The 11669-nt window shown below is 71.2% G+C and carries 10 protein-coding genes; all 10 read left to right on the top strand.

Annotated elements, in window-relative coordinates:
• Positions 1 to 120 precede the first annotated feature (120 nt).
• The 10 genes from H4Q84_RS11455 to H4Q84_RS11410 all read left to right on the top strand — a co-directional run bounded on the left by H4Q84_RS11455 (position 121) and on the right by H4Q84_RS11410 (position 11604).
• The gene (locus tag H4Q84_RS11455; RefSeq protein ID WP_248583514.1) at positions 121 to 1080 is read left to right on the top strand and encodes a hypothetical protein; all 960 of its coding nucleotides are present in this window, start codon (positions 121 to 123) and stop codon (positions 1078 to 1080) included.
• Between the two features lie 146 nt (positions 1081 to 1226).
• The gene (locus H4Q84_RS11450; protein WP_248583513.1) at positions 1227 to 2261 is read left to right on the top strand and encodes a M48 family metallopeptidase; all 1035 of its coding nucleotides are present in this window, start codon (positions 1227 to 1229) and stop codon (positions 2259 to 2261) included.
• Positions 2261 to 4192 (top strand): penicillin acylase family protein, encoded by a 1932-nt coding sequence (locus H4Q84_RS11445; protein WP_248583512.1) that lies wholly within the window; start codon positions 2261 to 2263, stop codon positions 4190 to 4192. Before H4Q84_RS11450 ends, H4Q84_RS11445 begins: the two co-directional genes overlap by 1 nt.
• Before the next feature lie 33 nt (positions 4193 to 4225).
• Positions 4226 to 5359, top strand: a complete 1134-nt coding sequence (locus H4Q84_RS11440) for an ROK family transcriptional regulator (protein ID WP_248583511.1) — start codon at positions 4226 to 4228, stop codon at positions 5357 to 5359.
• A gap of 44 nt (positions 5360 to 5403) precedes the next feature.
• Positions 5404 to 6684 carry an extracellular solute-binding protein gene (locus H4Q84_RS11435; protein ID WP_248583510.1) on the top strand — a complete coding sequence of 427 codons (1281 nt, stop codon included), beginning with the start codon at positions 5404 to 5406 and terminating at the stop codon, positions 6682 to 6684.
• A gap of 107 nt (positions 6685 to 6791) precedes the next feature.
• Positions 6792 to 7709 carry a sugar ABC transporter permease gene (locus tag H4Q84_RS11430; protein ID WP_248583509.1) on the top strand — a complete coding sequence of 306 codons (918 nt, stop codon included), beginning with the start codon at positions 6792 to 6794 and terminating at the stop codon, positions 7707 to 7709.
• On the top strand, positions 7706 to 8545 hold the full coding sequence (locus H4Q84_RS11425) for a carbohydrate ABC transporter permease (protein ID WP_248583508.1): 840 nt from the start codon (positions 7706 to 7708) through the stop codon (positions 8543 to 8545). The genes H4Q84_RS11430 and H4Q84_RS11425 overlap by 4 nt, the downstream gene beginning before the upstream one ends.
• Positions 8542 to 9948 (top strand): glycoside hydrolase family 3 N-terminal domain-containing protein, encoded by a 1407-nt coding sequence (locus tag H4Q84_RS11420; protein ID WP_248583507.1) that lies wholly within the window; start codon positions 8542 to 8544, stop codon positions 9946 to 9948. The genes H4Q84_RS11425 and H4Q84_RS11420 overlap by 4 nt, the downstream gene beginning before the upstream one ends.
• Positions 9945 to 10829 carry an ROK family protein gene (locus H4Q84_RS11415; protein WP_248583506.1) on the top strand — a complete coding sequence of 295 codons (885 nt, stop codon included), beginning with the start codon at positions 9945 to 9947 and terminating at the stop codon, positions 10827 to 10829. The genes H4Q84_RS11420 and H4Q84_RS11415 overlap by 4 nt, the downstream gene beginning before the upstream one ends.
• A 1-nt stretch (position 10830) precedes the next feature.
• A complete protein-coding gene (locus H4Q84_RS11410; protein WP_248583505.1) occupies positions 10831 to 11604 on the top strand; it encodes a glucosamine-6-phosphate deaminase in 774 nt (257 codons plus the stop codon).
• Positions 11605 to 11669 lie beyond the last annotated feature (65 nt).

Here is an 11669-nt window from a genome sequence, read left to right as displayed (position 1 = left end):
TATGGATTGCCCCGGACTACCCCGACCGCAAACCATCCACAGGCAAGCGGAAGACGACTTCATCCACAGGCCGGTTGGCGCGGAGCCGAAACCGTCGGAGCGCGGGCCGAGGGTGGCCGGATGGACCCTCTTGCCAGCACTCGTTGCACCCGACCGCAGGTCGTCTGGCCCGTGGCGCCCGGTGGCGGCGACCTCACCTGGCGCCGGGCGGGAGGACCCAAGTTCCGGCAGACCTCGCCGGGTCGCTGCGTTCCGGTGGCAGTTACCGACGACGTCGTCGAGCAGCGGGTCGTCGAGCAAGGCACGCGCCGATTCCAGGGCGCCGTCACCGGATGGGCGGCGCTGCGGTGGCAGGGCGCGGCGTACTTCGACGGTACGGCGCACGACGGGTCGCGCCTGCCGATCCCGCTCATCTCGCACTCCGAGCTGCGACCCGACGATCGGATCGTCGTCACGCGGGAGCAGCTCGCCCTCGCCGAGCGCATCCAGGTGGCGGGGCTCTGGTGCGCAAGCCCGGAGCGCGCTGTCTTCGACGAGGTGCGTCGCCGGGGCTTCCTCCGTGCCGGCGTCGAGGCAATCGACATGGCCGCGGCGGCGGGGCTGACGACGGTGGCAGCGGTGAGTCACCACATCTACATGGCCGGCCCCAAGACCGGCATCGAGCTGGCCCGCCGGGCGGTCGCGCTGGCCGTCGACTCGTCCGGCTCGCCACCGGAGACCTCGATGCGCCTCGTGTGGGAGCTCGACGCCGAGCTGCCCCGACCGCTGTGCAACGTGCCGCTCTTCGGCCGGGGAGGCACCCTGCTCGGCTTCCCTGATCTGTTCGATCCCGAGGCCGGCATCGTGGGCGAGTACGACGGCGCAGCCCACCTGGCTGCCGCGAACCGGCGCAAGGACGTCGCCCGTGAGGAGCGGTTCCGCGATCACGGACTCGAGTACTTCACGCTAGTCGCGGGTGACCTCGGCGACCGGGCCGGCGTCGTACGACGGATGCTGCGGGCTCGAGATCGGGCGCTGTTCCTCCCGGAGTCCAACCGCGCATGGACCCTGGAGACGCCCGCCTGGTGGTCGGTGGCCTGAGCCATCATTTCGGGATAGTCCGGGGCAAAATGCACGTCCGCCGGGCGATTCGGGTGCGAAATGCCCCGGACTATCCGGCGACCCCACGACGAAACCTCTGGGCGAAACACGCCGCGTGAGCGCCGAGTCATGTCAGAGTTCAGCGGGTGAGCGACTCGACTGACCAGCCCTCCGCGACTCCGGCGCGGGCCCGCGTGACCCTGACCGGGATCAGCTCGCGTGCCTGGGAGCACCCAGCAGACCGGGGCGCGCTGGTGGCGCTGCGCCGGCTCAAGGGCTTCGACACCGTGCTCAGGACGATGTCGGGCCTGGTCAACGAGCGCGCCGTACGGCTGGTGTTCATGGGCTCGGCGGTGCGGGTCGACGAGCGCCAGTTCCCGTCGCTGCACTTCGCGCTCAACGACGTCGCCCGGGTGCTCGACGCCACCGAGGTGCCCGAGATGTACGTCGCGGCGAACCCGGTGCTCAACGCGATGACCATCGGCATGAACAAGCCGATCATCGTGCTCAACAGCGGGCTCGTCGACCTCCTCGACGAGGAGGAGCTGCGGTTCGTGATCGCCCACGAGCTCGGCCACGCGCTGAGCGGGCACGCGGTCTACCAGACCCTGCTGCAGCGGCTGCTCCAGATGACCGGGATCCTCAGCTCGCTGCCGTTGGGCGGCCTGGGCGTCCGGGCGATCGTCGCGGCCCTCTTCGAGTGGTCGCGCAAGGCCGAGCTGTCGGCCGACCGCGCCGGCCTGCTCGCGACGCAGGACCCGGCGGTCGCCATCCGGGTGCAGATGCAGATGGCCAGCGGCGGCCACCTCGCGGATCTCGACACGACGTCGTTCCTCGCGCAGGGGCAGGAGTACCTCGACGCCATCGACCTACGTGACTCCGTCCTCAAGCTGCTCCTCATCGAGAACCGCTCGCACCCCTTCGCCGTCGTCCGTGCCGCCGAGCTGCGCCGCTGGGTCGACTCCGGGGCCTATACGCGCTGCGTGAGTGGCGACTACCCGCGCCGCGAGGACGACAACGACGCCAAGGTCAGCGATGCCGCTAAGGCCGCAGCGGCCAGCTACGCGGAGAGCTTCCGGTCGTCCCAGGACACCGTCGGCAAGCTGGTCCACGATCTCGCGGGCGTTGCCGGCAGCGTGAAGGTCTGGCTCGACGAGAAGCTCCGGCGCGCGGAAGACTGATGACGGTACGCCGCGACGCGTGGGGGATCCCGCACGTCACCGGGTCGAGCGTGCTCGACCTGGCGCGTGAACAGGGTCGCGCCTGCGTCGAGGACCGGGCCGGACAGCTGCTCGTCGACCGGCTCCGTGGCGAGGGCCGCTCCGCTGAGCTGCTCGGCGTGGCCGGACTCGAGTGGGACCGTTTCGCTCGACGTGCCCTGCTCGACGCGATCGGGCACCGGGCCTTCGACGGCGCCGAGCCCGAGACGCAGGCCTTCCTCGCGGCGTACGTCGAGGGCGTCAACGCCGCACTGCCCGCCGACCACGAGCCGTGGCAGCCGTGGACTCCGGCAACGATCTTCCTGGTGCAGCACGTCCTCTTCGGCACGTTCCCGGCCAAGCTCTGGCGACACGGTGCCGTCGAGGCGCTGGGCCCGGAGGCCGCCAGTCTCTTCCGTGCCGAGGGTCCACCGCAGGGCAGCAACGCGTACGCCGTCGCCGGAGGCCGCACTGCGACTGGTCTTCCGCTCATTGCCGGTGACCCGCACCGCGCCTTCGAGGACCCCAACGTCTATGCGCAGGTGCGGCTGACGTGCGACGAGTTCGACGTGGCCGGTTTCGCGTTCCCGGGCGTGCCCGGCATCCAGCACTTCGGGCACGCGGGTGGCGTGGCGTGGGCGATCACGAACGCGATGGCCGACTACCAGGACGTCTACCGCGAGACGACCGAGTCGCTTGCCGGCGCCCGACGGCACACCGAGACGATGCAGGTGCGCGACGGCGACCCGGTCGACGTGGAGGTCGTCGTGTCCGACCGTGGGCCCGTCGTGCTCGACCTGCCCGACGGTGGCTGGTCGCTGCGCACGCCGTCGCTGGTGCTGGGGGATCTCGGCCTCGACGCGCTGCTGCCGCTGCTGCGGGCGCGCACGGTCGACGACGTCGAGCAGGCGTTCGCCCACTGGGTCGAGCCCGTCAACAACGTCGTCATCGCCGACACGACCGGCACAGTCCGGCACCGGGTCGCCGGTCGGGTGCCGCGCCGGCCCGAGGCGCTGCGCCGACTGCCGGGGCACGCCGCTGACGGTCACCGCTGGGACGGCTGGGTCGACCAGCTGCCCCGCACCGAGGTCGCACCCGACGGCTACGTCGTCACGGCGAACGACCGTGCTGCCGCGTCGTACGACGTGATCGGGGTGGACTTCGCGCCACCGCACCGAGCCCGTCGGATCGCCGAGCTGCTGGACGCACAGCAGGACCTCGACGTGGAGGCTGCCGGGCGGGTGCTCAGCGACGTACGCCAGACCGCCGGTGCGTCCCTGGTCGCCCGCAGCGAGGCGATCGACGGGGACGTGGCCGACCGGTTGGCCGCCTGGGACCGCGAGATGTCGGCCGACAGCGTCGACGCGGCTCTCTTCGCGCGGGTGCGTGGCCACCTGGTCGACGCGATCAGCAGCTCGGAGGTGCTGGCGGCGCTCCGCGTCCCTTCCCCGTACGGCGAGCTGCTGGCGCCCTGGTTCGCGCTGCCCACGAAGGTGGCGAACTCCCTCGAGACGCTGCTGGCGCACGACCTCCCGTTCGGCCTTGATCTCGACCTGCTGCTGCGCAAGGCCATGGAGCAGGCGGGCCGGGACGACGAGACGACGTGGGGCGAGCGGCACCGGTTCACGTCGTTCTCCCAGCAGGGGCAGACCCCGCCGCCCGCCCTGCCGCTGTCCGGCGACACCAACTGCGTGATGGCCACGGGCTGGCTGCCCGGCCGCGACGAGAGCATTCGCGGGCCGGTGGCGCGTTACGTGTGGTGCCTCGGCGACCGGGAGGCAAGCCGTTGGGTGGTGCCCCTCGGCGCTGCCGGAGACACGGACTCGTCGCACCACCATGACCAGCTCGAGACCTGGGCGCGAGGCGGCGTTCTGCCCGTGGCCGAGAGCAAGGAAATGGGCGGCGGCTCTTGACAGAGAGTTTGTTAGTGCGCTGAACTAACAAATGTGACCATCACCACTGCTCCCGTCGGAAAGCGGCTGCGCGCCCAGGGCAAGGTGCGCCAGGAGGACGCCCGCCGGCACCACCGCACGGTCCTGCTCCAGCACCTGTTCCGCAGTGGATCGGCCAGCCGCGCCGACCTGGCCCGCACCACGGGGCTGACCCGGGTCACCGTCTCCGACCTGGTCGCCGAAATGCTCGCCGACGGGCTCGTAGAGGAGCTCGGGGCGCCCGTCGAGGCCCGCGTCGGCAAGCCGCCGACGATGGTCGGGATGGCGGTCGACAGCTCCCACATCGTGGCGATCGACCTCTCCGCCGACGACAAGATGTCCGGCGCCGTGATGAACCTCGCCGGCACCGTCGTGCACCGGGCCGAGCTCTCCTCGGTCGGCGCGCAGGGCGCAGCCGCGGTGGCCCTAACGACGGAGCTGGCCAAATCGCTGGTCGCGATGGCCGACCGGCCGGTGCTCGGCATCGGCATCGGCTCTCCCGGCATCGTCGACGACCGCGGCACCGTGCTCGACGCGCCCAACCTCGGCTGGCACGGCACCGACCTCGGCGGCGAGGTCGCCCGAGCCACCGGCGTACCCGTGCATGTCGCCAACGACGCCAACGTGGCCGCCCTGGCCGAGCACACCTACGGCGGCGCCGCGGACGGCGGGCTGATGGTGCTGCGCATCGGCTTCGGCGTCGGTGCCGGACTCATCCTCGAAGGCGTCCTGCTCCACGGCCACCGCGCCGCGGCCGGGGAGATCGGCCACGTCACCGTCGACGACGACGGAGACGCCTGCGCGTGCGGCCGGGTCGGCTGCCTGGAGACGCTGCTCGCCGTACCCCGTCTCCGCGCGCGGCTGGCCGCAGCGGACGACAAGGCCGGTTTGCTCGCCGCCACCGGAGCCCGCCTTGGCGAGGTGCTGGCTCCGGTCATCGGGGCGCTCAACGTGCACGAGCTCGTGCTCACCGGGCCTCTCGATCTGCTGGACGGCCCGCTGCGCGACGCCGTCACAGCCACTTTGCGTCGCCGGGTCATGGCCGTCACTTCTGACGGCCTCACGGTGCGTACGTCGAACCTCGGGGACGACGTGGTCCTGGTCGGCGCCGCCGGCCTTGTCCTGGCCGGCGAGCTGGGCGTCTCATGACGAGACGTCCGTCGCCGGAATCCGCTCATGAAAGGAAAAGACTGGTGCGTACGACGACAAGGCAAGCGCTTGCCCTCGCGACTGCGGTGACGATGGCGCTGGCGCTCGGCGCCTGTGGCTCAGGAGACGACGGCGACAAGAAGTCCGGCTCGAGCTCCACGGAGATCCGGGTCTGGCTCAACGGAACCGACACCCCGCAGGAGGCTCGCGACTACCTGAAGAAGACGTTCGAGGACGAGAACCCCGGCACCACGCTCACCGTCGAGGAGCAGCAGTGGGAGGGCCTCGTGGAGCGCCTGACCACGGCGCTGTCGAGTGAGGCCGAGACCCCCGACGTCGTCGAGGTCGGCAACACACAGGCCGCGACGTTCACGACCGCCGGTGCGTTCACCGACCTCACCGACCAGCTCGGCGACCTCGGTGGTGACGACCTGCTGCCCGGGTTCGTCGCCGCCGGCACCGCTGACGGTGCGACGTACGCCGTGCCCTACTACGCGGGCTCGAAGTACGTCTTCTACCGCAGGGACCTCTTCGAGAAGTCCGGTCTCGAGGTGCCCACGACGACCGAGGAGTTCGTCGACGCCGCGATCAAGCTGAAGAAGGACAACCCGAAGCCGGCCAACTTCTCCGGCTTCTGGCTGCCCGGTCAGGACTGGCGCAACGGCGTCTCCTTCGTCTGGAACGACGGCGGAGACCTGGCGGTCGAAGACGGTGACACCTGGGCGGGTGCGCTGTCGTCGCCCGAGTCGCTGGAGGGGCTGGCCACGGTGCAGACCCTGTTCGAGCAGGCCTCCGGCGCCGCCAAGGACGGCAACGAGACCGACCCGCAGGTGCCTTTCTGCAACAACGAGATGGCGATGATGTCGGCGCCCGGCTGGATGGGCGGTGTGCTCGGTGACGCGGAGGCCGGCTGTCCCGACCTGATGGAGAAGGTCGGCGTCTTCGCCCTGCCGGGCAACGACGGCAGCCCGGCTCCGGTGCTGCTCGGCGGGTCCAACATCGCGATCGCGGCGCAGTCGCCCGACCAGGACCTTGCCGAGAAGGCCGTCGCCATCATGCTGAGTGACGACTACCAGGCCATCCTCGCGGCCAACGGGCTCACCCCGGCCAAGGTGTCGCTGGCGAGCCAGCTGGGTGACGACGAGTTCGCCCAGGCAACCATCGCGGCCGCCAGCAACGCCAAGCTCACGCCGGCCGCGGCCGGCTGGGCCAGCGTCGAAGGCGCCCGCATCATGGAGGACCTCTTCGTCGGGATCGCCAACGGCGGCGATGTCGCGGAGCTCGCGGCGGCGGCCGACAAGGCCATGGAGGAACAGCTCAACTAGCGGCGTACGTCGCACCCCAGCGCGGCCGGGACCATCCCGTCCCGGCCGCGCCGGCGTACTCCCGCCCACCTCCCGACCACCTCCCGTCCCCGCCCCAGGAGGCATCGATGTCCACGGCCGTGGTCAGGACCCCACGTCTGCGGGCCCGCAAGGCGCTGCCCTACGCGCTGCTGCTGCCCGCGCTGCTCGCACTGTGCGCCGGGCTCGGCTATCCGCTGGTGCGCCAGGTGGTGCTCTCGTTGCAGGAGTACGGCCTGGCGCAACAGTTCGGCCGACCGGCCGAGTGGACGGGCTTCGACAACTACGTCGAGGTGCTCACCGACCGCTACCTGTGGCTGCTCGTGCTGCGCTCCATCGTCTTCTGTCTTGTGTGCGCCGGCATCACGATGCTGATCGGGAGCGCCCTCGCGCTGGCCATGCGACTCATGTCGAAGCCGGTCCGGCTCATCGTGCAGACCGGGCTGCTGCTGGCCTGGGCGATGCCGGTGCTGGCGGCGCTGACGGTCTGGCAGTGGCTCTTCGACTCCCAGTACGGCGTCATCAACTGGCTGCTCGACAAGGGCGGCCTCGACTACGCCGGCCACTCCTGGCTGATCGAACCCCTGTCCTTCTTCTTCGTCGCCGCGGTGGTGGTGGTGTGGATGAGCATCCCCTTCGTGGCCTTCACCATCTATGCCGGCCTCACCCAGATGCCGGAGGAGCTGATCGAGGCCGCCGAGGTGGACGGCGCGAGCTCCTGGCAGCGGCTGAGGCATGTGATCATCCCGTTGACGCGCCCGGTGCTGCTGATCGTGGGCCTGCTCCAGGTCATCTGGGACCTCCGCGTCTTCACGCAGATCTACGTCCTGCAGAACGCCGGCGGCGTGACCCGGGAGACCAACCTGCTCGGCACCTACATCTACCGCTCGGGCATCGGTGAGGGGAACTTCGGCGTTGCCTCCGCGGTCGCCGTCTTCATGCTCGCGCTCACCGTCGTACTGACCTGGCCCTACGTCGCCAAGATGCTGAAGGAGGTCGAGGCATGAGCCGCGCCGTACGCCGCCGTACCCGACTGCTCGTCGACGCCCTCGGGCTGGTCACCTTCCTGGCCTGCATCTTCCCGGTCTACTGGATGGTCAACACCTCGTTCCTCGAACGGCGGGAGATCCGCGCGCCCGAGCCGACGTGGGTGCCGTTCGGCGGCGGCCTCGACAACTACCGCCGGCTCTTCGACGACAGCGGGTTCGTCAGCGCCCTCGGGGTGAGCCTGATGGTCACGGTGGGCACTGTGGTGGTGGCGCTCCTCTTCGCGTTCCTGGCGGCGCTGGCGGTGTCACGGTTCAGGTTCCGCGGTCGGCGTGCGTTCGTGGTGGTGCTGCTCGTCGTACAGATGATCCCGGCAGAAGGCCTCTTCATCTCCCAGTACAAGATGCTCGACGCGTTGCAGCTGACCAACACCGTGCTGGGCCTGACCGCGCTCTACATCGCGGCCGTGCTGCCCTTCACGATCTGGACGCTGCGCGGCTTCGTCGCAGGCCTGCCGATCGACCTCGAGGAGGCCGCGATGGTCGACGGCTGCACCCGCGTCGGAGCGTTCTTCCGGATCACGTTCCCGCTGCTGGCGCCCGGCCTCGTCGCGACCGGCGTCTTCGGGTTCATCCAGGCCTGGAACGAGTTCACGCTCGCTCTCGTGGTGATGACCAACGCCGAGAAGCGCACGCTGCCGGTGTGGCTGAGCACCTTCACCGACGTCAACCGCGGCACCGACTGGGGTGCGGTGATGGCGGGGTCGACACTGATCGCGATCCCGGTCATCATCTTCTTCCTCCTGGTCCAGAGCCGGATGGTGGCCGGCATGACAGCTGGAGCCGTGAAGGGATGAGCGAGGCGTACGTCGAGCGGCTGGCGCTCGCGGTCCAGCTGCCCGCCTTCCCAGGCACCGACCTGCCTGCCGCGGCGGCCCGGCTGCTCGAGGAAGGTCTCGGTGGCGTCTGCCTCTTCGGCAGCAACACCGCTGCCGGGACGGACCGGGTCGCTGCGCTGACCGGGGCCATCCGGGCGGTCGCGCCAAGAGCCGTCGTGGCCACCGACGAGGAGGGCGGCGACGTCACCCGGCTCCACTACGACGGGGGCAGCCCGGTGCTCGGCGCACTCGCCCTCGGCACGGTCGACGACCTCGCCCTGACGCGAGCCACCGGGGCGGCGGTCGGAGCGGAGCTGGCGGCCTGCGGCATCGACCTCGACCTGGGCCCGGTGGCCGACGTCAACAGCAACCCCGACAACCCGGTGATCGGCACCCGCAGCTTCGGTGCAGACCCGAGCCACGTGGCGCGGCACGTCGTGGCGTGGGTCGAGGGCCTCCAGTCGGCGGGTGTGTCGGCCTGCCTCAAGCACTTTCCCGGCCACGGCGACACCTCGGCCGACAGCCACCTCGACCTGCCGCGGCTCGACGCCCCGCTCGAGACGCTGGCCGCTCGTGAGCTGGTGCCCTTCGCGGCTGCCGTCGCCGCGGGTGCTGCGGCCGTGATGACCTCGCACATCGTGGTGAGTGCCCTGGACGACCGGCTGCCGGCGACGATGAGCCCGGCCGTGCTCGGTCGCCTCCGCTCGACGCTCGGTTTCGAGGGCGTCATCGTGTCCGACGCCCTCGACATGGCGGGCGCCAGTGCCGGTCGCGGCATCCCCGAGGCGGCAGTCCTGTCGCTGGTGGCGGGCGCCGACCTGCTCTGTATCGGGCCCGACAAGGACGAGGCGCTCGTCCGGGCCATCCAAGCCGCGATCGTCGAGGCCGTACGCCGCGGCCGGCTGCCCGAGTCGCGGCTGGTTGATGCGGCCGCGCGGATCGCTGCGATGCCGCGTGGTGGTGGAGTGCTTGCCTCCTTTGAAGATGCCGCCCAGCTCGCCGGGGCCCGGTCGGCGCTCCGTGTCGAGGGCGAGCTGCCTGACTTGTCCGGAGCGCTCCTCGTGACTGTCGAGACCGAGCCCAACATCGCCGTCGGCGTGGTGCCCTGGGGACTGCCCGCCGAGCCGGCCGGTGGCGTCGCGGCCTTGCTGGCACGGTCAGCCGGGCGGCCGCTTGTCGTCCAGGCCCGTGACGCACACCGGCACCCCGCCACGCTGGCCCTGCTCAGCGGCCTCGCCGAGACGGTGCCCGTCGTGCTGGTCGAGTGGGGATGGCCGGGACCGGTCGACGTACACATGGTGCGGGTGGTGACTCAGGGCTCCTCGCTGCCGTCGGCACGCGCCGTCGCTGAGCTGCTGCGTGCCCGGGGGTGGCGACCGTGATCGGCCTCGACATCGGTGCGACCAAGACGCTGGGCGTCGCGCTGGACGAGCGCGGCGGCGTCGTCGCCAGGGCGCTCCAGAACACCGAGCCCGGTGCCGACGGGGTGATCCGCACAGCCGCGCGCGTCGTGGCTGCCCTGGCTGGGTCGAGCGATGCCAGGTCGCCGGTCGGCGTGGGTGTGCCCGGCGTCGTCGACACAGTGCGCGGACTCGTCTCCCACGCGGTCAACCTGGGCATCGACGGCGTCCCGGTCGCGCTGGGCGGTCGGCTCGGCGAGGCGGTGGGTCGCCGCGTCGTACTCGAGAACGACGTCAACGCCGCCGCCCTGGGCGTTGCCGCTCTGACAGGCGCGACGGACCTTGCGTACCTCGGCATCGGCACGGGCCTGGCCGCGGGCCTCGTGGTCGACGGTCGGCTGCGACGTGGTGCACGCGGGGCGGCCGGGGAGATCGGTCACGTGTCCGTGGACCCGGCCGGACTCCCGTGCGCCTGCGGACAACTGGGCTGCCTTGAGACCATCGCGTCCGGCTCGGCGCTCGCCACCGCCTGGCCGACCCACGGACCGGCGCCTGCCCAGGCGCTGCACGCGGCCGTGGTCGCTGGCGACGAGCGGGCTCTCGTCGTCTGGCGGGCGTTCGCGGACGGCATCGCCCAGGCGGTGACGGTGCTCGCCCTCGGCGTCGACCCCGACGTCGTCGTGCTGGGCGGAGGGGTCGCCGACCTGGGCGAGCCGTTGCGCGAGGTCGTCGTGGCCGCGCTCCAACGTCGGGCAGCCGACTCGCCGTTCGTGGCGTCCCTCGACCTCCCAGCGCGAGTCACGCTCGCGCAGACCGGAGCGCCCGTTGCCGCCATCGGCGCGGCACTCCTCGGGGGGCGCTGACATGGAGGTCGTCCCGCTGGCCGACGCAGGTGAGGTCGCCCGGGTCGCCGCCGACGCGATCGCGAGCCTGGTGGCCCGTAAGCCCCGGGCTGCGCTGGGTGTGGCCACCGGTGGCACACCGCGCCGGACGTACGAAGAGGTGGCGCGCCGGCACGCCGCGGGAGACATCTCCTTCACCGACGTCCGGCTGTTCCTCCTCGACGAGTACGTCGACCTGCCGCCGGGCCACGACGGCAGCTACCTGTCCACCGTGCTGCGCGAGGTCGCCGAGCCGTGGGACGTGCCCCTGCTCCAGGTGCACGGACCCGATCCCACCCGGCTGCCGGGCAGCGCCGACGACTACGAGCGGCTGATCGCGGAGTTGGGCGGCATCGACCTGCAGGTGCTCGGCATCGGCAGTGACGGCCACCTCGGCTTCAACGAGCCGGGTTCGTCCCTCGCCTCGCGCACCCGGATCAAGACGCTGACCGGCCGCACGCGCGCCGACAACGCGGCGTACTTCGGGGACGAGGAGGTGGCCCACCACGTTGTCACCCAGGGGATCGGCACGATCCTCGATGCGCGGCACCTGCTGCTGCTCGCGACGGGAGTCGCGAAGGCGGAGGCCGTCGCCGCCGCAGTGGAGGGTCCGATCTCGGCGTCGTGCCCGGCGTCGGTCCTCCAGCTGCACCCACACGTCACTGTGCTGCTCGATTCGGAAGCTGCCAGCGGATTGCGTCGACTCGACTATTATCAAGAGGTGTACGCCGGCAAGCCGGAGTGGCAGGGGTTGTGACCCTGAGGCTGTGACAGACGGAGAACCGCAACGAATGATGCGCGGCTCATGCGTCTTAGCGCCCA

Source organism: Nocardioides sp. InS609-2 (assembly GCF_023208195.1).
GTDB lineage: Bacteria > Actinomycetota > Actinomycetes > Propionibacteriales > Nocardioidaceae > Nocardioides.
Note: the sequence above shows the minus strand (reverse complement) of the source record. Positions and strands in the feature narration are given on the sequence as shown.

Excerpts from the sequence above, each read along its gene's own strand:
- H4Q84_RS11455 (WP_248583514.1), top strand. The coding sequence starts at position 121 with ATGGACCCTCTTGCCAGCACTCGTTGCACCCGACCGCAGGTCGTCTGG.
- H4Q84_RS11445 (WP_248583512.1), top strand. The coding sequence starts at position 2,261 with ATGACGGTACGCCGCGACGCGTGGGGGATCCCGCACGTCACCGGGTCG.
- H4Q84_RS11430 (WP_248583509.1), top strand. The coding sequence starts at position 6,792 with ATGTCCACGGCCGTGGTCAGGACCCCACGTCTGCGGGCCCGCAAGGCG.
- H4Q84_RS11425 (WP_248583508.1), top strand. The coding sequence starts at position 7,706 with ATGAGCCGCGCCGTACGCCGCCGTACCCGACTGCTCGTCGACGCCCTC.
- H4Q84_RS11420 (WP_248583507.1), top strand. The coding sequence starts at position 8,542 with ATGAGCGAGGCGTACGTCGAGCGGCTGGCGCTCGCGGTCCAGCTGCCC.
- H4Q84_RS11410 (WP_248583505.1), top strand. The coding sequence starts at position 10,831 with ATGGAGGTCGTCCCGCTGGCCGACGCAGGTGAGGTCGCCCGGGTCGCC.